This is a genomic window from Robertkochia aurantiaca, assembly GCF_020166495.1.
GTDB classification, from domain to species: Bacteria; Bacteroidota; Bacteroidia; order Flavobacteriales; family Flavobacteriaceae; genus Robertkochia; species Robertkochia aurantiaca.
The window spans coordinates 442,807-467,611 of record NZ_JAINZS010000004.1 but is presented as its reverse complement, the minus strand read 5'-3'; the positions used below and the strand labels follow the sequence as shown (position 1 = coordinate 467,611).

19 protein-coding genes are annotated in these 24,805 nt (G+C 44.8%); 11 read left to right on the top strand and 8 right to left on the bottom strand.

Annotated elements, in window-relative coordinates; translation table 11 throughout:
• Positions 1 to 15: 15 nt before the first annotated feature.
• Complete coding sequence (locus tag K7R10_RS07905; protein ID WP_224484139.1) at positions 16 to 714, bottom strand: ComF family protein; 699 nt, start codon at positions 712 to 714, stop codon at positions 16 to 18.
• Positions 715 to 757: 43 nt separating this feature from the next.
• On the opposite strand from K7R10_RS07905, the gene K7R10_RS07900 reads away from it, so the two are divergent.
• Positions 758 to 1,678 (top strand): DUF8428 domain-containing protein, encoded by a 921-nt coding sequence (locus tag K7R10_RS07900; protein WP_224484138.1) that lies wholly within the window; start codon positions 758 to 760, stop codon positions 1,676 to 1,678.
• 35 nt (positions 1,679 to 1,713) lie between these two features.
• Positions 1,714 to 3,258, top strand: a complete 1,545-nt coding sequence (locus tag K7R10_RS07895; RefSeq protein WP_224484137.1) for a glycine--tRNA ligase — start codon at positions 1,714 to 1,716, stop codon at positions 3,256 to 3,258.
• 41 nt (positions 3,259 to 3,299) lie between these two features.
• Here the strand turns inward: K7R10_RS07895 and K7R10_RS07890 are convergent, their stop codons facing one another.
• Positions 3,300 to 5,342, bottom strand: a complete 2,043-nt coding sequence (locus tag K7R10_RS07890) for a TonB-dependent receptor (RefSeq protein WP_224484136.1) — start codon at positions 5,340 to 5,342, stop codon at positions 3,300 to 3,302.
• Between the two features lie 110 nt (positions 5,343 to 5,452).
• On the opposite strand from K7R10_RS07890, the gene K7R10_RS07885 reads away from it, so the two are divergent.
• Positions 5,453 to 6,214, top strand: a complete 762-nt coding sequence (locus tag K7R10_RS07885; RefSeq protein WP_224484135.1) for an exodeoxyribonuclease III — start codon at positions 5,453 to 5,455, stop codon at positions 6,212 to 6,214.
• 15 nt (positions 6,215 to 6,229) lie between these two features.
• Positions 6,230 to 7,267 carry an NADP(H)-dependent aldo-keto reductase gene (locus K7R10_RS07880; RefSeq protein ID WP_224484134.1) on the top strand — a complete coding sequence of 346 codons (1,038 nt, stop codon included), beginning with the start codon at positions 6,230 to 6,232 and terminating at the stop codon, positions 7,265 to 7,267.
• A gap of 8 nt (positions 7,268 to 7,275) precedes the next feature.
• Here K7R10_RS07880 and radA read toward each other — a convergent pair whose 3' ends face one another.
• The 5 genes from radA to panC are packed head-to-tail and all read right to left on the bottom strand — an operon-like array spanning position 7,276 to position 12,009.
• Positions 7,276 to 8,637, bottom strand: a complete 1,362-nt coding sequence (radA, locus tag K7R10_RS07875; protein WP_224484133.1) for a DNA repair protein RadA — start codon at positions 8,635 to 8,637, stop codon at positions 7,276 to 7,278.
• A 15-nt stretch (positions 8,638 to 8,652) separates the two neighbouring features.
• On the bottom strand, positions 8,653 to 9,795 hold the full coding sequence (locus K7R10_RS07870) for an alpha/beta hydrolase (protein WP_224484132.1): 1,143 nt from the start codon (positions 9,793 to 9,795) through the stop codon (positions 8,653 to 8,655).
• Between the two features lie 34 nt (positions 9,796 to 9,829).
• A complete protein-coding gene (locus K7R10_RS07865) occupies positions 9,830 to 10,795 on the bottom strand; it encodes a lysylphosphatidylglycerol synthase transmembrane domain-containing protein (RefSeq protein WP_224484131.1) in 966 nt (321 codons plus the stop codon).
• Between the two features lie 2 nt (positions 10,796 to 10,797).
• The gene (gene panD / locus K7R10_RS07860) at positions 10,798 to 11,148 is read right to left on the bottom strand and encodes an aspartate 1-decarboxylase (RefSeq protein ID WP_224484130.1); all 351 of its coding nucleotides are present in this window, start codon (positions 11,146 to 11,148) and stop codon (positions 10,798 to 10,800) included.
• A 12-nt stretch (positions 11,149 to 11,160) separates the two neighbouring features.
• Positions 11,161 to 12,009, bottom strand: a complete 849-nt coding sequence (gene panC, locus K7R10_RS07855) for a pantoate--beta-alanine ligase (protein ID WP_224484129.1) — start codon at positions 12,007 to 12,009, stop codon at positions 11,161 to 11,163.
• A gap of 109 nt (positions 12,010 to 12,118) precedes the next feature.
• On the opposite strand from panC, the gene K7R10_RS07850 reads away from it, so the two are divergent.
• From K7R10_RS07850 to K7R10_RS07820, 7 genes are all read left to right on the top strand, one after another.
• A complete protein-coding gene (locus K7R10_RS07850; protein WP_224484128.1) occupies positions 12,119 to 12,928 on the top strand; it encodes a glycogen/starch synthase in 810 nt (269 codons plus the stop codon).
• A gap of 13 nt (positions 12,929 to 12,941) precedes the next feature.
• On the top strand, positions 12,942 to 14,612 hold the full coding sequence (gene bamH / locus K7R10_RS07845; RefSeq protein WP_224484127.1) for a BamH family beta-barrel-assembly machinery protein: 1,671 nt from the start codon (positions 12,942 to 12,944) through the stop codon (positions 14,610 to 14,612).
• A gap of 41 nt (positions 14,613 to 14,653) precedes the next feature.
• Positions 14,654 to 16,501 (top strand): glutamine--fructose-6-phosphate transaminase (isomerizing), encoded by a 1,848-nt coding sequence (glmS, locus tag K7R10_RS07840; RefSeq protein WP_224484126.1) that lies wholly within the window; start codon positions 14,654 to 14,656, stop codon positions 16,499 to 16,501.
• Positions 16,502 to 16,591: 90 nt separating this feature from the next.
• Positions 16,592 to 19,354, top strand: coding sequence for a TonB-dependent receptor (locus K7R10_RS07835; protein WP_224484321.1), 2,763 nt, complete (start codon positions 16,592 to 16,594; stop codon positions 19,352 to 19,354).
• Positions 19,355 to 19,365: 11 nt separating this feature from the next.
• Positions 19,366 to 20,853 carry an SGNH/GDSL hydrolase family protein gene (locus K7R10_RS07830; protein ID WP_224484125.1) on the top strand — a complete coding sequence of 496 codons (1,488 nt, stop codon included), beginning with the start codon at positions 19,366 to 19,368 and terminating at the stop codon, positions 20,851 to 20,853.
• 226 nt (positions 20,854 to 21,079) lie between these two features.
• Complete coding sequence (gene atpD / locus K7R10_RS07825; RefSeq protein WP_224484124.1) at positions 21,080 to 22,588, top strand: F0F1 ATP synthase subunit beta; 1,509 nt, start codon at positions 21,080 to 21,082, stop codon at positions 22,586 to 22,588.
• 47 nt (positions 22,589 to 22,635) lie between these two features.
• Positions 22,636 to 22,914, top strand: a complete 279-nt coding sequence (locus K7R10_RS07820; RefSeq protein WP_224484123.1) for a F0F1 ATP synthase subunit delta/epsilon — start codon at positions 22,636 to 22,638, stop codon at positions 22,912 to 22,914.
• Between the two features lie 65 nt (positions 22,915 to 22,979).
• Here K7R10_RS07820 and K7R10_RS07815 read toward each other — a convergent pair whose 3' ends face one another.
• Complete coding sequence (locus K7R10_RS07815) at positions 22,980 to 24,773, bottom strand: M61 family metallopeptidase (protein ID WP_224484122.1); 1,794 nt, start codon at positions 24,771 to 24,773, stop codon at positions 22,980 to 22,982.
• Between the last annotated feature and the right edge of the window lie 32 nt (positions 24,774 to 24,805).

Here is a 24,805-nt window from a genome sequence, read left to right as displayed (position 1 = left end):
CTCCAGAAACACAATTCAGGCAGTAATTGCAAGGGTCGCAATACTCAGGGTGACTTCGGGATGTGAAGCGAGTGCATGGGCACAGAATTCGAGTGTCGCTCCGGTTGTAATCACATCGTCTGTTAACAGGATATGCTTTCCTCTCAGGTCAACGCGGGGTTCGGCCATAAAAGGGTTGTCTTCATTGAAATTCCTGTTGATGCGATTGACTTTCGTCTGTGTGCGTTTGCCTGCGGTTCTTTTCAGAATGTCTTTCCTGAATTCTGCTTGCAATACTTCAGCCATGGCCCAGGCCATCTTCTCGGTCTGATTATACCCTCGTTTGCGTTTCTTTTCAGGGTGTAAAGGAACGGGTATGACCATATCGACAGAAGTCAGTTCCGGGTATTCCAGTAATTGGTGGCCGATCCACCGTCCGAAAAACGCTCCCGCTGCTTCCTGATGCCTGTATTTTATTTGATGGATGATTCGCTGAACCAGGCTGTTTCTGTGATACCACAAAAGGGAGTAGGCGTGCCTCAGTCGTACCCTCCCGTAGAGAATACGATCTGTATGGTTTTCGGTGAGACGATTATACGAGGTAAGGGGTAATTCATGCCGGCAATGCACACAAAGGGGGTAGGCTTTTTTGGTGATGATCTTTTCGCAACCCAGACAGCAATCAGGGAAAAACAGATATTGAAGATCATTTATTATATTTACCGAATCAATCACGGAGTCAGGGAATAACTTACTCTCAAATCTACTTATTTTTTTAATGAGTGTACAAAGAAAGCAGTTAGGCCAGAAATTGATCTTAGGGGTGTTGCTGGTTTGTATTGCCGCTCTGACCGCTTTTTCCTATCTGAACTACATCGAGACTGAAGAAAAGGTATCCTTTTTGGAGAATGCCAAGGGTATGATCGTTGAAGATCTTAAAGAGATCGAGACCGATCTTGAGACCCTTGCCAGGGAGAACGAGTCGCATATCGAAGAGATCGATTACAGCAGACGACGCATTGCCCTGCTTCTTGACTCTATAGAGCATATGGAGGTCGATTACCAGATATTGGGGCGATACAGGAGGGAATTGGCTGCAATGAGAGAAGAGAATAAGCAATTGAAGCGGTTAACAGACAGTATTCAAAGGCAGAATTACCTGCTGAGCCGTGAGATCGACAGCACCAATCTCCGGTATATTGAACTCGAACGCTACAGTAATGCCCTGAAGTCGGAGAACGAAGACCTTACCCAGTTTACAGATTCACTCATCAATGAGAATATACAACTGGCGGCCAGGGTTAAGGGGGGAAACCTGCTGAATGTAAGTTCTCTTGAGGGGACAGCCTATAAGGTTCGGTCAAACGGAAAAGTCCTGGAGACCGATCGGGTTGCAAAAACCGAAAGGCTCAGAGCTTGCTTCAACCTTGCTCCCACTACCCTCATCAAACCCGGAGAAAGAGAATTTTATCTTCAGTTCATCGACCCTAAAAAACGTATTCTGGGTAAGAAGGATTTCAATATGATCGGTAATAAGAAGCTGATCTACAGCAAAAAGATCGTGGTCGATTATGAGAATAAGCCTATGGGTATCTGCGATTATATCATTGTTGATGATCTGCAGGATGCCGGGGAATATCGCGTTAATCTCTTTTATGGTGAAAACCTGATTGCTTCTTCAGTTTTTACCCTTAAATAGGATTCCTTTTTTGTTAAAAACCATATTTTTGCGGCATGGCAAACGAACAAGAATCATTCAAGAAAGTAATATCCCATGCCAAGGAGTATGGGTATATTTTTCCTTCAAGTGAAATATATGATGGTCTAAGCGCTGTTTATGACTACGGTCAGAACGGTGCTGAACTGAAAAAAAATATCAAGGAATACTGGTGGAAGGCCATGGTACAAATGCATGAAAATATCGTGGGCGTTGATTCTGCGATCTTTATGCATCCTACCACATGGAAGGCATCAGGGCACGTTGATGCTTTTAATGACCCTTTGATAGATAACAAAGATTCCAAGAAGCGTTACAGGGCCGATGTTTTGGTAGAAGATCATGCAGCCAAGATCGAAGCTAAGATCGAAAAGGAAGTGAAGAAGGCCGAAAAGCGTTTCGGAGCTGATTTCGACAAGGAGCAGTTTCTCTCTACCAACCCAAGAGTGCTCAGGTACCAGGAAGAGATCGATACCATTTTAAAGCGACTGGGAAGATCCCTAGAGAAGGAAGATCTGGCAGACGTTAAGGCTCTCATCGAAGAGTTGGGTATTGCTGATCCTGATACAGGTAGTAAAAACTGGACAGATGTCAAGCAGTTTAACCTTATGTTCGGTACAAAGCTCGGAGCAACCGCCGAGTCGGCAATGGATCTTTATTTAAGGCCTGAAACAGCCCAGGGTATTTTTGTGAATTACCTCAATGTGCAGAAAACAGGGAGGATGAAAATTCCTTTCGGTATCGCCCAGATAGGTAAGGCCTTCAGAAATGAAATCGTAGCGCGTCAGTTCATTTTCAGAATGCGGGAGTTCGAACAGATGGAGATGCAGTTCTTTATCAAGCCGGGCACTCAGCAGGAATGGTACGAGTACTGGAAGGAACATCGTATGAAATGGCACTTGTCACTAGGAATCGATAAGGAGAATTACCGCTATCACGATCATGAAAAGCTGGCTCATTATGCCGATGCTGCTTCTGATATCGAATTCCGTTTTCCTTTTGGGTTTAAAGAACTGGAAGGGATCCACTCCCGTACCGATTTCGATCTTGCCAGCCATGAGAGATTCAGTGGGAAAAAGCTGCAATATTTCGATCCTGAAGAAAATAAGAGCTATATACCTTACGTGCTCGAAACGTCTATTGGTCTTGACCGTATGTTTCTGGCTGTATTTTCCAGTGCTCTTCAGGAAGAAGAACTGGAGAATGGCACAAGCCGCACGGTACTGAGGCTTCCGGCTGTACTGGCTCCTTACAAGGCGGCCATTTTACCGCTTGTTAAGAAAGACGGCCTTCCTGAGATAGCGAGAAAGATATTTGATGAACTGAAATGGGATTTCAACGTTGACTACGACGAAAAGGATGCCGTGGGAAGGCGTTACAGAAGACAGGATGCTGCAGGTACGCCTTTCTGTATTACTGTAGACCATGAAACTCTGGATAATGAAACGGTTACTATCAGACACCGTGACAGTATGGAGCAGAAAAGGGTTCCTATTTCAGACCTGAAAGGAATAATCGATGAAGAAACAGCTATGAGCAGCTGGCTGAAGCGAATTCAGTAAGTCAAAGTAAATTCAGAAACCCCGGTTACCCCGGGGTTTTTTTATAGGTTCCATCGAAGTCTTAAGTTGATGAAGTAGTTCAGCGGCAGTCCGGGATAGTAGTACCTGGGAGCAGCGCCTGAAAATCCTGTGGCATTTATGAGTACGGAAGAGGCATATTTCTTGTCAAACAGATTATTGATGCCTCCGTTTATAACTATAGATAAATTCTCAAGCACCGAAGTGGTATAACCGCCCCTCAAATTGATGATGCCGTATGACTCGCTGTACAGATCATTGGCATCAGTAATGGGTACCTCACCTACGAACTGACCGGTTATATTTAGGTAGTAGTGATTCGCCAGGTTAGCCATTAGGCCCGGAACAACAACATACGAAGGCACCCCTGTCAGGTTATTGCCAGAAAAATCATTTCCATCGTCGACGAATTGGCTGAATCGGTGCCAGTTGTGGCTCCCGTTGATAAAGACATCCAACTTATAGCCCGGTTGTGAGAGAAGGCTTTTCAAAAGTGAATATTCCAGTCCGACATGATCGGTTTTTCCGGCATTACGGCCTATGAACTGATCTTCAGCCGTGCGCTCTGCCACCAGGAGGTTGCTCACTCTCATGTAGTAAAGTGATGACTTCAGGTTGAATCCGTAGTCCTCCAGTGTAAAGCCGATCTCATGATTCCATCCCGATTCGGGCTTGATCTCGGGATTGATGGTGCCTTCCGGGTTAAGTGTCTCTTCGAGACTGGGGTATGAGTAACCGTGCGCTGTATTGGCGAACAGACTGAGATGCGAGGTGATCTGATAGGCGATGGTAAGGTTAGGTGACCAAACCCCGCTGAAATCTCGTTCGATCATTGAGTCAGGCCCTGCTGACTGGAGATCATTGAATTCAAAGAGGGTGTTGTTGTAATTGATACCGGCTTGCACTCTAAAGCGTTCCAGCTCCCATTTGAGCTCTGCAAAGGTATTGAAGAACCTCCTGTACTCCCGGTTTTGACTCAGAAGAGAGCCTTGTACGCTTCCTTCATTGTTATCTGTTTCGAAAAGATTTTCATAGGTGTTCCATTCATAACGATCTTTCAGGTATTCAGCACCGGCATTGATTTGTAAGCTGTTGGAGAGCGCATATTGCCAAAGAGTTCTGAATCCTGATCCCAGTGTAGTTTCATCCAGGATATTAAAAGGGCGGGGTTCGTAATGATCGTTGTAGGTCATAAACAGGCTGGTGGTATTCAGTAGTCGTGGAGCGATTCGTGTTTCAGCCGTAATTCCTGCGAGGGTGGTGTTATCATCTTCGTATCCCTGAGCTGCCGCCCAGTTGTCTGCCGCCTTTGTAGGGTTATTCAGGTAGTCATCACGGTTTAATGAGCTGGGTATTTCTGAAAAATAATCGATATGGTTGATCAGCAGCTTCAGGTTAAAGGTTTCACTGAATGATTTCCTGATATTGAGAAGGTAGCCGTTTCGGTTATACCGGTTGTTATCTCTGTACCCGCGTTGCTGCAGGTGATCATAGGAAAACAGTATGGCCATATCATTCTCATAAATCCCTGCCTGGGTGTTTTGTTTATATTGATCGAAAGAGCCAAGTGTCTGGCTGCTGCTGATAAAAGAACTTCCTTTGGCGGGGAGAAAAGGGTTTAACAAAAGGGTACCGCCAAGATTAGCCCCGTAAACGGTTGATGCCGGCCCCCTGATTACCTCGATTGATCGCAGGGCTTCGGGATCGAAAATTCCAAAGGAGGTTTCACCTACGCCGTTAGTAACGGGTATCTGGTTGATGTATGCCTTTACTTTGTTGGTTCCAAAGGGGGTGCGGGACCCGATTCCTCTTATGGTTAGTCGGTTGGTGTTTAAGCTTCCCGAAAAAACATATACACCCGGGGTTTCATTTAATGGGTTGATCAGATCGGCCGGATTATAGCGCTGAAATGAAGCAGTCGATATTTCTGCCATCGGCACTAATTGCCTGGGGCGTTCCAGCTTTTCAGATTCCAGAATTACGGCAGACAGGGTATCGGTGGTTTGTTGCGACCAGGCACAGGTCAGGAACCCGGCAAAAAGAAGTAGCAGGCAAAGTTTTTTCATGAGATAAAAATACACATATTTAATTCAAAGCCTGTGGGGCGCAGGGGTGTTGATGGCTGTGGGGAAAGCCATTAATAATCCTTATTTTAGCGAACTCAATCTTGATTGCTATGAAAATAATCTCCTACAATGTAAACGGAATAAGAGCAGCGGTTAGAAAGGGCTTTATTGAATGGCTGGAAGCCGCATCTCCTGATGTGGTATGTATCCAGGAAACCAAAGCCAGGCCTGAACAGCTGGATCTGAATATCTTTGAGGAGGCCGGGTACCCGTATCATTACTGGTACAGCGCAGAGAAAAAAGGGTATAGTGGGGTGGCTATTCTTTCAAAGACAGAGCCTGATCGTGTAGTGTATGGCACAGGGATCGGTTATATGGATGAGGAAGGGAGAAACATCAGGGCCGATTTTGATGATGTCTCTGTGATGAGTATGTATTTGCCTTCAGGTACCAATATCGAAAGACTGGATCGTAAGTTCAGTTATATGGATGATTTCAGGGATTACATAGACGCTCTTAAGCAGGAAGTGCCCAATCTGATCATCTCGGGTGACTATAATATCTGTCACAGGGCTATCGATATTCACGACCCGGTTAGAAATGCAAAGGTTTCTGGTTTCCTGCCGGAAGAGAGAGCATGGCTCGATGATTTTATAAAGAGTGGTTTTGTCGATAGCTTCAGGTTCTTTAATGAGGAACCTCACCAGTATTCATGGTGGAGTTACAGAGCTAATGCCCGCAATAATAATAAAGGATGGCGCATCGATTATAATCTGGTCGCCGATTCTCTCAAAGATCGCCTTAGCAGGGCCGTTATGATGCCTGAGGCCAGACACAGTGATCATTGTCCCGTTTTAGTGGAGTTAGATTAAACGCATAATTGAAATATGAAATACACGAAATTACCACATACTGATATATCTGTAAGCAAGATCTGTCTTGGAACCATGACCTGGGGACAGCAGAATAATGAGGAGGAAGGTCATCAACAGATGGATTATGCTGTGGATCAGGGAATCAATTTTTTTGATACGGCAGAATTATACCCTGTTCCTGCACGGGCTGAAACCCAGGGAGAGACAGAACGAATCATAGGAAGCTGGTTCAAAAAGACAGGAAAGCGAAAAGATATTATCCTCGCCTCGAAGATCGCAGGTCCTGCTCCCATGACAAAGCATATAAGAACAGGTGGCTTTAAACGGGAAGAACTTTTCGATGCTGTAGATAAAAGCCTGCAAAGAATGCAGACAGATTATATCGACCTGTATCAATTACACTGGCCGGAAAGAAATACAAATTATTTTGGGCAGCGAGGCTATGTTCACGATCCGGAAGAGAGCTGGAATGATAATTTCAGGAGCGTTCTAGAGAGTCTGCAGGAATTGGTAAAGGCCGGGAAGATCAGACATGTGGGGCTGTCGAATGAAAATCCATGGGGCGTGATGAGATTCCTTGAGGAAAGCAGGAATCATGATTTACCGAGAATGATCACCATTCAGAATCCCTATAACCTGTTAAACAGGTTGTTTGAAACGGGTAATGCTGAGGTAGCCATGAGAGAGAATATCGGTTTGCTGGCTTACTCACCTCTTGGATTCGGGACGCTCAGCGGAAAATACCTGGGAGGGAGAATGCCGGAAGGATCACGTATCAAGCTTTTCCCTAATTACAATCGTTACAGCAAACCTCAGGGCGTGGCGGCTACAGAGCGCTATGATAAGCTGGCAAGGGAACATGGACTTTCCCTGACTCACCTTGCTTTGGCCTTTGTCAATCAACAACCTTTTATGACCAGCAATATCATTGGAGCCACCTCGATGGAACAACTAAAGGAAAATATAGCTAGTATAGATATAGAGTTAGATCCTGAAATTCTTAAGGAGATAAGTGTGATTCATAACGAGATTCCAAATCCGGCTCCCTGATCCGGTACTTATTCAAAAAGATAGTGAACGACATCTTCTATACGGGAGACCTTGCGAATATTGATACCCGGTTTGTTCAGACTAACCTTGCTTTGTTTGGAAATGATGATCGTTGAGAATCCGAGCTTTTCAGATTCACTGATCCGTTGGTCGATACGTTGCACCGGACGAATTTCTCCTGCCAGCCCGACCTCCCCGGCAAAGCAGATATCACGTGGAATGGGAGTGTCTTCATTAGATGAAAGCACCGCAGCTACCACTGCCAGGTCAATGGCAGGGTCGTCGACATTGATCCCTCCGGTAATATTCAGGAATACATCTTTTGCACCCAGTCTGAAACCGGCTCTTTTCTCGAGAACCGCCAGCAGCATATTGAGTCTTTTGCTGTTGAAACCGGTACAGCTTCTTTGAGGAGTTCCATAGACCGCCGTACTTACAAGGGCCTGTATTTCGATCATGAGGGGTCGCATGCCCTCCAGGGTGGAGGCGATGGCCGTACCACTGAGTTCCTCTTCAGATTTAGACAATAAGATCTCTGAGGGGTTGCTGACCTCCCGAAGCCCGCTGCCGATCATTTCGTAGATGCCCAGTTCGGCGGTGGAACCGAAACGGTTCTTCAGGGCTCTTAGAATACGGTAGACATAGTTTCTGTCTCCTTCAAACTGCAACACGGTATCGACCATGTGTTCGAGTATCTTCGGACCTGCTATATGGCCTTCTTTGGTGATATGTCCGATAAGGATCACCGGCACCCCGGTCTCCTTGGCGAATTTGATGAATTCTGAAGTGCATTCCCGAATTTGTGAGATGCTTCCTGCCGATGACTCGACGTATTCGGTTTGCAGGGTTTGAATAGAGTCGATCACTACGATGTCAGGCTGTACAGCGCTAATTTGCTTAAAGATCTGCTGGGTTTTGGTCTCTGTTAGCACCAGGCAATTCTCGCTGTCTGCAAAGATCCTGTCTGCTCGCATCTTGATCTGCTTCTGGCTTTCTTCGCCTGAGACATAGAGAGTGGAAAGGGGTAATTGAAGGGCTATCTGAAGAAGCAGGGTGCTTTTCCCGATACCGGGTTCCCCTCCTAAGAGCGTCATGGATCCCGGAACAAGGCCTCCGCCCAGCACACGGTCGAATTCTGCATTTCCAGTTCTGATGCGTTTTTCACCCGAACTGTCGATGTCTTTGATCTTTAACGGACGAACTTTGGCTGTTTTTCCTGAACTTTCCTCTTTCCAGGGTTTTTTCTCTTCCTTTTGAACAACTTCCTCAACGATGGTATTCCATTCTTTACAGGAAGAACATTGTCCTTGCCACTTGGCATATTGGGTTCCGCAGTTCTGACAGTAAAACGCGGTTTTGGTCTTGGCCATGTATTCAATAAATTTTTACCAGCCGAAATCAGCCTTGATTCGGTCTATTTTTTCAAGAGCATGATCTTTGGTGAGGAAATCGATCTCCTTCATACCAAAGGCTTTTTCATAGGTGCGCATAGCTTTTTTAGGCTCCCCCATTTGCTCGAGGTATTCTGCTTCCAGATAAAAACCCAGCATGGTGTTGGGATATTCTTCCTTGGCGATCTCGCTCAGCTCATTTAGTGATTCGTAATCTTCCTTTTTCTTTACGGCAGCATAGATAGCCATGAAATCATTCAGGGTAACCGGCTTTTTAAAACCGAAAAGATTCTCGATAGTGGTGTATTTGTCGAGTAGATACTGGTGTGGCGGACCGTCGTAAGTTAAAACCTGTTCTTTATATTCTTCTATACTGATTGGTTTGTAGATCTTGAAGATCTGATCCATGGCCTGGGGAATGGCATAGGAGGCGACAGAATAGTGATTCCCGGTTTCGAAATTACCGAAGTAGTAATACAAATTTTCGTTCTTGATCTGATTTAGATTGTTATGCAGGATGTTGATACGCCTGTTGTTTTCCTTGTCGTCATTGGCTGAGGTTGCCAGGTAGTAAAAACGCATCTTTTCTATACCCGTCATTCGGCCCGGGATATTTTGTTCCATATTGGGAGCCAGCGAAGGTGAAAGGCTGATATAGGCGTCAAAAAGAGGACTCTTTTTAAAGAGGAAATAATTCAGGTAGTTGGCTGTAGAACCGTGCCCGATAATGCCTTTGAAGTTTGCCAGTTTGTAGTTTTTCTCCATATAGGGAATGAGTTCCATACCTATGAATTCAAAGAACTGGTTGCCGGTTTTATCAGGCATTCCGTTTTCATCGCTATAAAATGTGTCTTCATAGCGCGTGCCTTTCTGTTCGATACCCACGACGATGCTTCCGGGCATCTCGTCTAAGCCGGTATAGTATTTTACATTGGCGGTCACGAGATCAAAAAGCACATCGCCGTCTAAAACAACCAGCAGCGGATACTCTTTCTCTTGGTCGTAGTCTTCCGGAGTATAGATGTGAATTTTTCTTTGATCGTCAAGTTTGAATGAATGGATGGTCGTGGTGGTCTTTTGTGAAGCAGCTGGAATACAGAACAATAGTCCCAGCAGAACAATAGCAAAATTTTTCATAGGTGATCGGTTTATGGGGTCTTAAGATAAAGAATTATTTCCTCTTATTGTATAGGGGTAAAAGGAAGAATGATAATCCGCCGAAAATGATGACCATTAATGTTTGTGAGGTCCACATGATCCATCCGAAAGCATCACCTGCAGCGGCGGGAATTCCGTACAGGGTAAGCACTTTTGCTACAGCAATGGGGTAAACACCTATACCCCCGTTAGTGGCGCTCATGGCAAATGCACCGGCGACAAAAGCTACAATAATTGCGCTCATACCTGCGTCCCGGGTTTCAGGAATACTGTATTTGATCACGATGAACATACCTATATAGAGACCCCAGATCAGCAGGGTATGTAGCAGGAACAGCCCTTTTCTCTTCATTTTGAAGATGCTGGTCAGCCCTTCCCAGAGGCCGCTAATGAACACCCTGATCCTTTTAAAAAGTTTATGATCAGAATTTCTGACCACATAAAGGAAGAGTATGCCCGAGACAGTGACAGCCAGCAATGCCAGCAGAAGGTTGTTCAGTGAATAATTCCGGGCAGTGAGAAACTCTAAAATGATATCGGTTTGCAGTATGGCTGCAATGACCACCACCAACAGGAGCATGATCATATCTACGATTCTTTCGGCCACGATAGTGCCAAAACTTTTTTCAAAGGGAATTTGCTCATATCCGGAAATGGTAGTTGCTCTAAGCACTTCTCCGGAGCGTGGGATACCGAGGTTCGCCAGGTACCCTGCAAGTATGGCCATAAAATTGTTCCAGAACCTGGGGCTATACCCCATGGGCTGTAACAAAAGGTTCCAACGCATGGCTCTTGAAACATGGCTAAGCGAACCCATTAGCACAGAGATGATCACCCAGAAATAATCGGCATTTCTGATAGCTTCCAGGATGTTGGCACGATCTGTTGCTGAGGTGTTGTGATAGGTATACCAGATCAGAAATACTCCCAGCATAAGCGGGAGTATTAGTTTCAGGATCCTGGCAGCATTCCCTTTCAAGGCTATTTCAGGGTATTGGTAGATTCGTCGGGAAAGATCAGTGACGGTTTGAATTCTTTAGCTTCCTCAAAGTCAAGTAAGGCATAAGAGATGATGATAACTACGTCTCCTCTTTGAACCTTTCTTGCTGCAGGACCGTTCAGGGTGATCTCACCGCTGTTCTTTTTACCTTTTATGGCATAGGTTTCAAGTCTTTCGCCGTTGTTGATATTAACGATTTGTACTTTCTCTCCTTCGATGATATTGGAGGCTTCCATAAGAGCCTCGTCAATAGTCACACTTCCAATGTAATTTAAGTCTGCTCCGGTTACTGTAACACGGTGAATTTTAGACTTTACAACTTCAATTTGCATGGTACAAAGTTATTAATTTAGAGCTATGTTGTCTATCAGGCGAACATCATTTGCGTATACTGCAATAAAGAGCCTGTAATTTTTATTTTTTTCCAGTTCCTTAACAGGTTTCAGGGTATTTTCGTCAGCGATCTCAGCGTATTCCAGGTTTAGAAAAGGATGACTTTTAAACGATTTTTCAATCCAATCTATCACAGAATCAGCGTTTTCTGTCTTGATCTTTTCACGCGCTTCCCTAAGGCTTTTGTAAATAAAAGCCGCCTGATCGCGTTGCTCGGGACTTAGTCGTTCATTTCTTGAACTCCTTGCAAGTCCGTTTTCTTCCCTGGAAATAGGGCAGCCAACTATGGTAACCGGTAGTTGCTGTTTTTCGACCAGCTTTTTGATGATCTGCAGCTGTTGAAAATCCTTCTCACCGAAAAACGCCCGGTCCGGTTCGATCAGTTCGAGTAATTTCCCTACTATGGTGCCAACCCCGTCAAAATGGCCTTTTCTGAACTTCCCCTCCATCTGGTGCTCGAGACCGTCGAAATCGAAGGCCTGGGCCTTAACATCGGTATTGTACATCTCTGAAGCAGAGGGTGTGAAGACGATAATCTCGTCGCTCAGGTCCTGCAGGGAAGCCAGGTCGCTTTCCAGGTTCTGCGGATATTTTTCGAGGTCTTCAGGATTGTCGAATTGGGTGGGGTTAACAAATATGCTTACCACCGCACGGTCGCATTCTGAGAGGGCTCTTTTGATCAAAGAAAGATGTCCTTCATGCAAGGCACCCATGGTGGGAACCAGGGCTATGGAATGACCCGAAGATCGTTCTTTGTCCAGATGTGAAATCAGGTCGTTTTTATGCTTGAAAACAAACATTTAGTAAAAATTAACAGCGTGCAAAGCTATATATTTTAAACTAATTAGGCATATTTTTTGTAATTTTGCATGCTTTAGACCTAATGTGTAAAAGAAACAAATTGATTTTATGACAGACAAAAGAGTATTATTTGTCGCTTCTGAAATGATCCCTTATTTGCCGGAGAATGAAGTGTCATCTATGGCCTACGAAAGCCCGCGAATGGTGAATGACAGGGGGGGACAAATACGAATCTTTATGCCTCGTTTCGGGAATATCAATGAGCGTCGACACCAACTTCACGAAGTAATTCGTCTTTCTGGAATGAACCTGGTAATCAATGATATGGATATGCCTCTGATCATCAAGGTGGCTTCCATTCCCAAAGAGAGGATCCAGGTATATTTCATCGATAATGAAGAGTATTTTAAACGCAAGGCGACCTTCACTGACGAAGACGGGAATCTTTTTCCCGATAATGACGAGAGAGCTATTTTCTTTGCCAAAGGAGTGGTAGAGACTGTCAAAAAATTGAATTGGAGCCCTGATATCATTCATGTGCATGGATGGATGGCTTCCTTGTTTCCATTATATCTGAGAAGATATTATTCTGACGAACCTCTGTTTGCAGATAGTAAGATCGTGACATCGGTCTATAATAAAGGGTTCAAAGGCTCCCTTGATGAGAAGATGATCGATAAGATCAAATTTGACGGTATCGATCATGAGGCCGTGGCACCTTTGGAAAACCCGACTTACCCGAATTTGATAAAGGTGGCTGTTGATCATTCTGACGCGGTGGTTGTTGCTTCCGAAGATTTGAATGAAGAGCTGAAGGAATATATCGACAAGCTGTCAAAACCCGTGTTGCCCCATATGTCTATTTACGAGTTCGAAGAGGCTTACCACGAATTCTACGAGCAAAAAGTTTTAAGTTAACCTACTGATCATCATGAACATATTTAAGAGTAATGTTGTTAAGGCGCTGCTGATTTTATGTGGTGCAGCTTTTTTTCATGCCTGTGAAGATGATTTCAGGGTTATCGGAGCCGACCTTATCGGGGGAGGCGACTTTCAGACCCGTAATGTGACCTATGAAGTATCGGTTACCAATTCAGATCTCAGTGCTGTGCGCACCAACGGACTGAATTCTTATCAATTGGGAGATTTGACACACCCTATCTTCGGGCGGTATCGAACTTCCTTTGCGGCACAATTAACCATGCCCGCCTATAACCCGATTTTTGGCAACTTCTCTCAAAGCAGTGAGGATACTGCGGAGGGAAATAATGACCCATCGATTATCCAGGAAAATGAAAGAGTTACAAGGGTGTATCTGAACCTTCCGTTTTTTGCTGAGGCACTTGAAGACACGACTCAGCGGGAAGAGAATGAGCCCATTCCTTACCGCGTCGATTCTGTGTTTGGCAACAGGAATCAGGCTTTCACTCTTAAAGTATACGAATTCACCAAATATTTAAGAAGCCTTGACCCCTCTTCCAATTTCCAGGATGCGCAGGATTACTTTTCAGATGAAGACCCTTCGCCCTTTCTTTCGACCTTGCTTTTCGATGATCAGGTGAGTATAGTGGAAGAGGAGATTCTGATCTTTGAAGGAGAAGATAATCCTGAGACTCCCGATGTTGATGAGTCCCAGCAGCCTTCAGAAGTACTTACGCCTCGTTTGCGTGTTGAGCTTGATCCGGCTATTTTCCAGGAAAAGATACTTGATAATGAAGGAGAACTGGTGCTTTCCAACGCCAATAATTTCCTTGAATTTTTCCGGGGTATTTTTATTTCGGTAGAGATACCGGATAATAATCTGGCTATGCTGCTTGATACGCCATCTGCCTATGTCGAGATGGAGTATGAGTATGATGATTATAGCAATAACGGAACCACCGATGATACTTCAGATGATTTTATAGATACGGTTACAGATACCTTCAGATTTAATATGGGAGGAAATCTCGTAAATTATATCGACGAATCGACTTATCCTGAAGATATCGTCAATGCTCTGAACAGTGAGCAGGAGCCTGAAAGAATATACCTCCGCGGTGGATCGGGGACCTATGCTGAAATTGATATTACCGGAGGTCAGCCAATAGAGCAGGTGTTTGGAGAAGCCATCGCCGGAGACTGGCTGATCAATGAAGCAAACCTGATATTCTACCTGGACGAAGAGGCTACTGCCGGTAATGCCACTTTGAATATTCCTGACCGGCTTTTTCTGTATGATGCTGAGAATCAGAGGCAATTGGTAGATTATACCTTTGATTTAGTCGGAGGTAATGTAAGCGGTGATCGCCGTTATGCTATATTTGATGGTAGAAAGAATGAGGAAGATGAAACAGGAATACGTTATCGTTTCAGAATCACCGAACACCTGAATAATATTATTCGAAACGATTCTACTAATGTAAGGTTGGGACTTTCTCTCACTTCTAATATTTCCAACGGAGCGGTGGTTCGCGCAAGAACGGCTGAAGGAGCAGATGTTTCTACTGCTCAGGCCGGCGTTGTCGATCCGCGGGGAACGATTCTTTTTGGTAGCGTGCCTGGCAATGGGATGGATGTCAAAAGGGTCAGGCTGGAAGTATTATATACCGAGCCGAAATAATTTTTCTTTCATTTAAGATCTAACGAAAAAACAGGAATACTATGTGCGGGATTGTTGGTTATTTAGGAGATAAAGAAGCCTACGGAATCATTACAAAGGGGCTGGAGCGTTTGGAATACAGAGGATATGATAGCGCCGGTCTGGCTTTATTTAACAATAACGACATTGAACTGTGTAAAACTCAGGGTAAGGTTGCTGACCTGAAAAGCAAAGCAGAAAGTGCCGGAGTAATTCACGGTAATGTGGGAATCGGTCATACCCGCTGGGCAACTCATGGAGAGCCGAACGATCAGAATGCACACCCGCATTATTCCAATTCAGGCAACCTGGTGATAATTCATAACGGGATCATTGAAAATTATGCCTCCATAAAAGAGGCTTTGGAAGGAAGAGGATATCAGTTTGCTTCAGATACAGATACCGAGGTCTTAGTCAACCTGATCGAAGATATACAGATCAAAGAAGGGGTTAAGCTGGGTAAAGCCGTTCAGATTGCCCTTAACCAGGTGGTTGGTGCTTATGCTATCGCCGTATTTGACAAGCGCAAACCTGATGAGATCGTAGTAGCCAAATTGGGTAGTCCTCTGGCTATCGGAGTTGGTGAAGGGGAATATTTTATCGCCTCAGATGCCTCTCCTTTTATAGAATACACGAATAACGCCATATACCTGGAAGACGAGCAGCTCGCCATTATTAGAAGAGGTCGCGATGTGAAAGTGCGGCAGATCAAAGGTGATAAGCAGGTGATGCCATATGTTCAGGAGCTGCAATTGAATCTTGAACAAATCGAAAAGGCAGGTTATGATCACTTTATGCTCAAGGAAATACACGAGCAGCCTAAGGCTATCAAGGACACTTACAGAGGGCGTTTGAGAATCAATTCCGGAATCATAAAGATGGCGGGGGTTGATAATAACCTTGAAAAGTTCCTGAACGCAAAACGTATTATAGTAGTTGCCTGCGGAACTTCATGGCATGCCGGACTCGTATCGGAGTATATCATTGAACAACTTGTTCGTGTTCCCGTTGAAGTGGAATATGCTTCAGAATTCAGGTACAGAAACCCCATTATTAACCAGGATGATGTGGTTATAGCCATTTCTCAATCAGGGGAAACGGCAGATACACTGGCTGCGATAAAACTGGCCAAGGAGAATGGTGCATTTGTTTTTGGGGTTTGTAACGTGGTAGGTTCTTCTATTGCGAGAGAGTCGCATGCGGGGGCTTATACCCACGCAGGTCCGGAGATCGGCGTGGCCTCAACCAAAGCTTTTACCACTCAGATCACCGTATTGACTCTCATGGCTCTTAAGCTGGCTAAGGCTAAAGGAAGGTTGAGTGAATCAGAATTCCATAATCACCTGGTGGAGCTGGAGACCATTCCCGATAAAGTGGCCGACAGTCTTCAGATAGATGCCCATGTAAAATATATCTCTTCCATTTTTAAAGATGCTACCAACTTCCTGTATCTCGGTAGAGGATATAATTTTCCTGTTGCCCTTGAGGGTGCTCTTAAATTAAAGGAGATCTCTTATATTCATGCCGAAGGATATCCTGCTGCAGAGATGAAGCACGGTCCGATCGCTCTTATCGATGAACATATGCCGGTAGTGGTGATAGCTACCAAAAAAGGTCACTATGAAAAGGTCGTGAGTAATATTCAGGAGATCAAATCACGAAAGGGAAAGATCATCGCTATAGTTACCGAGGGAGATAAAGACGTTAAGAAACTCGCCGATCATGTGATCGAGGTTCCTGAGACGTACGAAGGACTTTCGCCACTTCTTACTACCATCCCGCTACAGTTGTTGTCCTATCATATCGCAGTTATGCGCGGTTGTAATGTGGATCAACCTCGTAATCTTGCGAAATCTGTTACTGTAGAGTAGTAATTTTGTGAATAACTTATAAATAGAGCCCTTTATTTAAATAATTAAAAAAGGTGTATATTGAGCTCATCAAAAAACTAAACTAATATGATGAGAACGCTACTCTATGCACTGATTTTATTTATTGGATATAGCGTTAATGCCCAGACTACAATTACCGGACAGGTTGTTGATGAAACTAATGAACCGATCCCGGGCGCTAACGTAATTCTATCAGGGAAAGCCGTTGGAGTTGTTACTGACTTCGATGGTTTTTTTACTCTTACTGTAGATGAAGAACCACCATTTACCATTCGGGTGTCGAGCATTGGCTTTACTTCCCAGACGGTACAGGTGACTTCTTCAACTGAACAGATCACTATTAAACTTGAAGAAGAGACTACTCAATTAGGAGAAATCGTGATTTCTGCCTCCCGTACTCCGGAAAGAATTTTCGAGTCGCCGGTTACGGTAGAACGCTTCGGACTGGAAGATATCAAATCCACTCCTTCGGCTACCTTTTATGACGGACTCGAAAACCTTAAAGGAGTTGATATCAATGTGAACAGTTTGACCTTTAAGTCTATCAACACCCGTGGTTTTGCCACCTTTGCCAATACGCGTTTTGTGCAGCTGGTTGACGGAATGGATAATTCAGCTCCTGCATTGAACTTCCCTTTAGGTAACCTTTTGGGTATGACCGAACTTGATGTTCAAAGCGTCGAGTTACTTCCGGGTGCCTCTTCAGCATTATACGGAGCGAATGCCTTTAACGGTATTCTTTTTATGCGCAGTAAAAGTCCGTTCGATTTCGAAGGGGTGAGCGCCTATATCAAAACCGGATTGACCTCTCAGGAAGCTGCCGGTGATAACGAATATTATGACGTAGGCTTCCGTGCTGCAAAGAAATTTTCAGAGAAATTTGCCGGTAAAGTGAACTTCGGGTATCTCAGGGGTACAGACTGGTTTGCCAACGATTTTTCAAACCTGAATAATCCAGGGGTCGGAAGAGTTGACCCGAATTATGACGGGGTTAACATATATGGTGATGAAGTAAGTACCAACATCAGAGGTGTGGGGAACGCTTTGGCTGCTATGGGACTGATTCCTCAAAGTGCAGTGAACTTACTGCCTAACGAGAATGTAAGTCGTACGGGTTATGCCGAGCAGGATCTGACCAACTACAACGCGGAAAGCGTAAAATTCGATGCGGCTCTGCACTACAGGCCTTTTGCAGATGATTTTGAGATCATTTATCAGGCAAAACTGGGTAGGGGTACGACCATCTACCAGGGTGCTAACCGCTATAACATCAAGAATTTCTTCTTGCAGCAACATAAACTGGAATTCCGCAATGACAATTTCTTTGTTCGTGGATACTTCACCGATGAAACCGCCGGTGATTCTTACGATATGCGTTTTACCGGGATCAACATCAACAGGCTTTGGAAAGATGATTCGACCTGGTTCGGTGAATATGCAGGAGCCTATATTCAGGCTGCCCTTGGCGGAGCCACCAGTGACCAGGCTCACCAGATCGCTCGTGGAGCTGCAGATTCCGGAAGATTGTTGCCGGGTACTCCAGGGTTTGAAAGTGCCTTTGAAACTGTTACTAATGATCCCGACCTGACCACAGGTTCAAAGTTCCAGGACGGATCTAAATTACGCCACGTAGATGCTAACTATAATTTTGGACACCTGACCGATGTTGTAGACATTCAGGTAGGGGGTTCTTTCAGAGAATACGTGCTTAATTCATTCGGAACCATCTATACAGATATCGACGGACCGATAGATTATAAAGAATACGGGCTTTATACCCAGATTCAGAAACAATTGCTTGATGAAAGACTTAAGCTAACCGGTTCAATGCGTTATGACAAATCTGAATTGTTCGACGGACAGGTAACACCGCGTTTTTCTGTGGGTTATACTGCCGGAGAAAACAGAAACCACAACTTCAGAGCTTCATTCCAGACGGCCTTTCGTAACCCTACTACCCAGGACCTTTTTATAGGGTTGGATGCAGGTGCCGCTATCCTGGTTGGATCGGCTGAAGAAAACCTTGACCGTGACGTCAGAACCTATAATGTGAATAATGCAGCGCTTAACGGTGGAGAAACAACTGAAACCGTTCTCGGGCGCAGAGCCTATGAAAATGCTTTTACCCTGAATTCTGTTCAGGCAGGTGCCCCAACCGCGGCCAGCGTTGGTTTGGTAGAGCCTGAAAAAGCCAGAGTATATGAATTGGGTTACCGCGGACAGGTCAATAAGATATCTGTAGACCTGAGCGGTTATTATACCGAGTATGATGACTTTATCGCCAATGAAACAGTACTTGTTCCTTTCTATGGTGATGTTGATGGTAACGGCGGAGCTCCGGATCAACTGGCGCTAGGAGCATTACAGTTTGGAGACTTTAAGGCATATCAAACCTATACAAATGCCGAATCAGGAGTGCAGTCATGGGGTGGATCGATCGCTGTTAATGCCAGAATACTCAATGGTTTCGATCTTGGATTGAACTATACTTATGCTGATTTTGAGCTTGACGATCCTGATTTCAGACCGAACTTCAATACGCCTAAGCATAAGTTCAAAGCTTCTTTTGGCAATAATGAATTGTTCGAGAATTTTGGTTTCGGTGTGAATTACCGATGGAGTGATACGTTTTTCTGGCAGGCAAGCTTTGGAGACGGACAGGTGCCTTCTTTCCATGTTGTTGACGCGCAGATCAATTACCGCGTTCCCAGTATCAAATCTACCTTCAAAGCCGGAGCGGCCAACCTCACGGGAGAAGAGTATTTTACAGCCTTTGGTACCGGTAGAATCGGTTCACAGTTCTACGTTTCCTGGACAATCAATAATCTATAAAATCTAAGAACATGAAATTATATACAAAGTGGATCATACCTTTTGCAGCGATCGCAATAGTGTCCTGTTCGAGCGATGATGATGCAACCACGGGTATGCCGCCGGCAGAAGAAGTTGAATACAGTGCCGGTGATGCTGACTTTACAACTTATGTATCCCTGGGTAACTCGCTTACCGCAGGTTTTTCAGATGGCGCGCTATTCATAGCTGCTCAGGAAAATTCTTTCCCGAATCTTCTGGCTAATCAGTTCTCTGTGGTCGGTGGAGGGGAGTTTACTCAACCTCTCATGAATGATAACATCGGAGGCCTGCTATTCGGAGGGACTCAAATACAGGAGCCGAGACTTTATTTTAATGGTCAGGCCCCGGTAAGACTTCCTGCGACTCCTACAACAGATATTACACAACAACTCAGTGGTCCTTTCAATAATATGGGTGTTCCCGGCGCTAAGAGCTTTCATTTGCTGGCCAATGGTTACGGGAATCTTCAGGGTGTGCCCCTGGGGCAGGCGAACCCTTATTATGCCCGCTTCGCCAGCAGTGCATCTGCCTCGGTTATTGAAGATGCTGCCGTTCAGGACCCCAGCTTCTTTTCACTGTGGATAGGAGCCAATGACGTGCTTGGGTATGCGACTTCAGGAGGTGACGGTGATAATCAACTCAATAATTTCGACCCTTCTACCTATGGATCAAATGATATAAGTGATCCGCAGGTATTTGCGAGTGTTTATAATAACTTATTAAGCGTACTTACAGCGAACGGAGCAGGAGGGGTGGTAGCCAATATTCCTGATGTTACCGGAATACCTTATTTCACAACGGTGCCTTACAACCCTGTTCCTTTAGATGCGGCTACCGCAGCTTTTCTGAATCAACAGTTTGCACCCTATAATCAGGGATTACTGCAGGCAGAAGCGTTGCAGGCCATCTCAGCTGAAGAGCGTGAAGCAAGAACCATAGTGTTTGCCGAAGGTCAGAACCCGGTCGTTATCGTAGATGAATACCTTACAGATCTTGGAGCAATTGGGTTGCCTTCCTACCGCCAAACCAAGCCTGAAGACCTTCTGGTATTGCCGGGGGCGTCTTTCATAGGTACCAATGTTGGTGGTGATCCTACCCTGATCAATGGGGTAAGTGTTCCTCTGGAAGACAGGTGGGTGCTTACAACAGATGAGATCGCAGAGGTTCAGACAGCTACGGCAAGTTTTAACCAGGTGATATCTTCTCTGGCCGGTCAGTATGGCCTGGCGTTTGTTGATGCCAATGCCGAATTTGAGAATATCAGCCAGGGCGGAGTTCCTTTCGATGAATTCACCCTTACCGGAGATTTGGTTTTCGGAGGTTTGTTCTCACTTGACGGAATTCACCTTACTGCTCGTGGTAATGCCTACGTGGCAAATATTATGATGGGTGCCATCGAGACCAGCTACAACGCCGTGTTGCCCAGGTATGAGGCCGCAGATTTTCCGACCTTGTATCCGGCCGACCTGCCAAACTGATCATTTAACATATCAATATAGAAGAAAGACTCCTGTTTTCAGGGGTCTTTTTTTATGCCGGACATCTCGGTAAGAACGAGGTGTTAAGGGGTGTAAAAAAAAATTATAAAAAGGATATTTTTTCAATTAAAAATATATCTTTGCAGCGCGAAAAAAGCTTGCTTATTGAACTGATGTTTTAGGTTTTTTTCAGCAAATAATAAGCTAAACATTAAACACTTAAGTAATGTCAAAAGTTACAGGTAAAGTTGCACAGATTATAGGTCCGGTTGTCGACGTTGAATTTGATTCCGGGTCAGAACTTCCTAAAATTTACGATTCTCTGGAGATTGACAGAAAAGACGGATCGAAGCTGGTATTAGAGGTACAGTCTCATATCGGAGAAGGTACCGTAAGAACCATCTCAATGGACTCAACCGATGGATTGAGCAAGGGAACCGAGGTTGCTGCAATGGGAAGTCCTATTCAAATGCCTATTGGTGATGAGGTTTACGGGCGTCTGTTCAACGTTATCGGAGATGCTATCGATGGTCTTGGAAACCTTCCTAAAGAAGGTGAAAACGGACTGCCTATTCACAGGGAAGCACCTAAGTTCGAAGATCTGTCGACTTCAACCGAAGTACTCTTTACCGGGATCAAAGTTATCGACCTTATCGAGCCTTATGCAAAAGGGGGTAAGATCGGGCTTTTCGGTGGAGCCGGAGTTGGTAAGACAGTACTTATTCAGGAGCTTATTAACAACATCGCAAAAGGCCACGGTGGTCTGTCTGTATTTGCCGGTGTTGGAGAGCGTACACGTGAAGGAAACGACCTGCTACGTGAAATGCTTGAATCAGGAATTATAAAATATGGCGAAGGTTTCATGGAGTCTATGGAAGAAGGCGGATGGGACCTGAGCAAAGTAGATAAAAAATCGCTGAAAGAATCAAAGGCAACTTTCGTATTCGGACAGATGAATGAGCCTCCGGGAGCTCGTGCACGTGTGGCCCTTTCAGGTCTTACCGTAGCTGAGTATTTCCGTGATGGCGCCGGTGAGGGACAAGGTAAAGATGTACTGTTCTTCGTGGATAATATCTTTAGATTTACCCAGGCCGGTTCTGAGGTGTCTGCACTACTCGGACGTATGCCTTCTGCGGTAGGATATCAGCCTACCCTGGCAACAGAGATGGGTGCCATGCAGGAAAGAATTACCTCTACAAAAAGAGGTTCGATTACCTCGGTACAGGCGGTTTACGTACCTGCGGATGACTTGACTGACCCTGCTCCGGCAACAACATTTGCCCACCTTGATGCAACAACCGTACTTTCAAGAAAGATTGCTGAGCTTGGTATTTATCCTGCGGTAGATCCGCTTGATTCGACTTCTCGAATTCTTACTGCGGATATTCTGGGTAAAGAGCACTATGCCTGTGCACAGCGTGTGAAGGAGCTTCTTCAGCGATATAAAGAGCTGCAGGACATCATTGCGATTCTTGGTATGGAAGAGCTTTCTGAAGAAGATAAACTGGCCGTATCACGTGCCAGAAGGGTACAGCGTTTCCTATCGCAGCCTTTCCACGTAGCTGAGCAGTTTACCGGTATCCCCGGGGTGCTGGTTGATATTAAGGATACCATCAAAGGATTTAACATGATCATGGATGGTGAACTTGATCACCTGCCTGAAGCTGCCTTCAACCTGAAAGGTACTATAGAAGATGCTATAGAAGCCGGAGAGAAAATGTTGGCGGAAGCATAAAAGGGACCCAAAAGGTTTCAAGTTTAACCGAATTTAGATATTGACCTATGTTTTTAGAAATTGTAAGCCCTGAAGCTACATTGTTTAAAGGAGAGGTGACCTCGGTCGCGGTTCCCGGAGTAGACGGGGATTTCCAGATGCTGAATCATCACGCTCCTATCGTATCTATACTCGGTAAGGGCGCTGTTAAGATCTATGGTGATATTACCCTTAAGAAAGAGTTCGCCGACAGGTTTACCAAAGGTGATAAGAATGAAACCATTCTTCCTATTCAGAGCGGAACTATTGAGATGAATGATAATAAGGTGATCGTTTTAGCTGACTGATCATTGTAAGCTTCACCTTAACACATATAAAAAAGCGCCTGTTTTTACAGGCGCTTTTTTTATGGTTAATCTTTTCCTTCCAGCCAGGAGGCTCTTGCTTTTAATTGTTTTTTCGTGACATCCGGAGCTATGGTGATGATATAGTCATTGTTTTTCTCAACCTGCAGCTCCCTTTCCAGGATACGCCCATTTCTTTTAAGGGTTAATTTCAGCGTGTTTCCAGCCTGATAGTCCTTAAGCACTTCGTTCAGGTCGTCTTCATCAGTAATTTCAAGTCCGTTCACGCTGATAATCGTATCTCCTTCTCCGATACCGGCCTTCCAGGCGGGAGAACCCATCTTCGCTGTGGATGTAACCCTGTTGTTTTTAAACTTCACTCCTGTTTCACCAGGTCCTTCTTCAAATTTGAGTTCAAAACCTACGGTTTCAAATAAAGTGTGGTAATCAGGCATCCTGCTTTTGAAGATGTAGTTGTTGAAAAAGTCGTTTGCGAACTCACTCCCGGCGTACTCCGCTAAAAGGCTTTGCAGGTCTTGCAAGGTGTAGGGTTCTTCCTTTTTTCCATGAGCTTCCCATACTGTTTTCATATACTCATCGAGAGTCAGTCCTTTCTGTCTTAATTTCAGGTCAAGAGCAAGACCGAGCATACTTCCGTAAGAGTAATATGAGATGAAGGTATTGTTAAAGTTGGTGGGGTCAATAGCAGTGGCTGCATCTACGAATGGGGCCTGGTAACTCATCTCTACCGGGTTGAACCAGGTTCTCGCCGGGGAGGTCCATACATAATTGAATGTGCGGTTTAGTTGCCTTAAATAATCTTCAATATCGATGATGCCGGGCCTGATCAGCATCAGCGAGGTGTAGTAACTCGTAAAGCCTTCAGCAAACCAAAGTGCTCCGCTCATGTTTGCGCCGGTAAAATCAAAAGGTTCGAGACTGTCCGGTCTAATGCGTTCTACGTTCCAGGCATGAAAGAATTCATGAGAGACTGTCCCGATATTTCTTTCGAAACCACCATCACCTTCTTCGATTGATAAGGTGCTGGTCAAAATGGTTGAATTTCTGTGTTCCATCCCATCACCTGAGACTCCCGGAGTATAGCATGCGATAAAGGTGTAGCGATCATAGTCGAATTCAGGAAGTTCCCCAAACACTTTTCGTTCCTCAAGTACGATTTTTTTGACCTTTTCGAAATAATCGTCGAATGTACTCTCAGAAGCATTATCGTGTAAGACGAAGCTAATCTCCTGTTTTCCGGTTTTACCTTCAACAATGAAGCTCCGCTCTTTGAAATCGCTGATTTCTGTAGGGCTGTCCATGAAGTACTGGAGATCGGGTGCTGAAAATCTGTTGTGCCCTGTTTGTTTGAGTTGGGTGGCTACTTTCCAGTTCAGGTCTTCCCTGACCTCAAAGAATATGTCGATTGGTCTTTCGGCATATTCAGGAGCAAACATGAATGTTGCCGGCATATTCAGGTGTGCATGTGTTTCATCGATCTGGCTATAGGTTCCGTCGGCGCGATTGGCAAACAGATAATAAGACACCTTTACCGTTCCGTCATGTTCCTTTACGGTCCAGCTGTAGGGGTCGGGCCTTTCTGTTTGAAGTGTGTCTCCTTTGGAGTTGACAGCAGTGAATCCGAAAACATTTTTAGCAAATTCATGTATGGCATATCTTCCGGGGGAACTTCTCGCCATACGAACAGAAAGGTCTTTTCCTTCCAATTGGGTGAAGGAAACATCAATTTCTGCAAGGTGGTGTATGGCGTTATCGAATGAAATGTGGTAATGTATGGCTTCCTGAGATCTTATCGGCAAAGCTGCCAAAAGGAAGGCCAGCATGACTAATCGAATGTTCATGTGGTGTTAATTTGAGATTTTAATTTTTTCTA

Coding starts and splice junctions, on each gene's coding strand:
- K7R10_RS07900 (WP_224484138.1), top strand. CDS start 758: ATGAGTGTACAAAGAAAGCAGTTAGGCCAGAAATTGATCTTAGGGGTG.
- K7R10_RS07895 (WP_224484137.1), top strand. CDS start 1,714: ATGGCAAACGAACAAGAATCATTCAAGAAAGTAATATCCCATGCCAAG.
- K7R10_RS07890 (WP_224484136.1), bottom strand. CDS start 5,342: ATGAAAAAACTTTGCCTGCTACTTCTTTTTGCCGGGTTCCTGACCTGT.
- K7R10_RS07885 (WP_224484135.1), top strand. CDS start 5,453: ATGAAAATAATCTCCTACAATGTAAACGGAATAAGAGCAGCGGTTAGA.
- K7R10_RS07880 (WP_224484134.1), top strand. CDS start 6,230: ATGAAATACACGAAATTACCACATACTGATATATCTGTAAGCAAGATC.
- radA (WP_224484133.1), bottom strand. CDS start 8,637: ATGGCCAAGACCAAAACCGCGTTTTACTGTCAGAACTGCGGAACCCAA.
- K7R10_RS07870 (WP_224484132.1), bottom strand. CDS start 9,795: ATGAAAAATTTTGCTATTGTTCTGCTGGGACTATTGTTCTGTATTCCA.
- panD (WP_224484130.1), bottom strand. CDS start 11,148: ATGCAAATTGAAGTTGTAAAGTCTAAAATTCACCGTGTTACAGTAACC.
- panC (WP_224484129.1), bottom strand. CDS start 12,009: ATGTTTGTTTTCAAGCATAAAAACGACCTGATTTCACATCTGGACAAA.
- K7R10_RS07850 (WP_224484128.1), top strand. CDS start 12,119: ATGACAGACAAAAGAGTATTATTTGTCGCTTCTGAAATGATCCCTTAT.
- bamH (WP_224484127.1), top strand. CDS start 12,942: ATGAACATATTTAAGAGTAATGTTGTTAAGGCGCTGCTGATTTTATGT.
- glmS (WP_224484126.1), top strand. CDS start 14,654: ATGTGCGGGATTGTTGGTTATTTAGGAGATAAAGAAGCCTACGGAATC.
- K7R10_RS07835 (WP_224484321.1), top strand. CDS start 16,592: ATGAGAACGCTACTCTATGCACTGATTTTATTTATTGGATATAGCGTT.
- K7R10_RS07830 (WP_224484125.1), top strand. CDS start 19,366: ATGAAATTATATACAAAGTGGATCATACCTTTTGCAGCGATCGCAATA.
- atpD (WP_224484124.1), top strand. CDS start 21,080: ATGTCAAAAGTTACAGGTAAAGTTGCACAGATTATAGGTCCGGTTGTC.
- K7R10_RS07820 (WP_224484123.1), top strand. CDS start 22,636: ATGTTTTTAGAAATTGTAAGCCCTGAAGCTACATTGTTTAAAGGAGAG.
- K7R10_RS07815 (WP_224484122.1), bottom strand. CDS start 24,773: ATGAACATTCGATTAGTCATGCTGGCCTTCCTTTTGGCAGCTTTGCCG.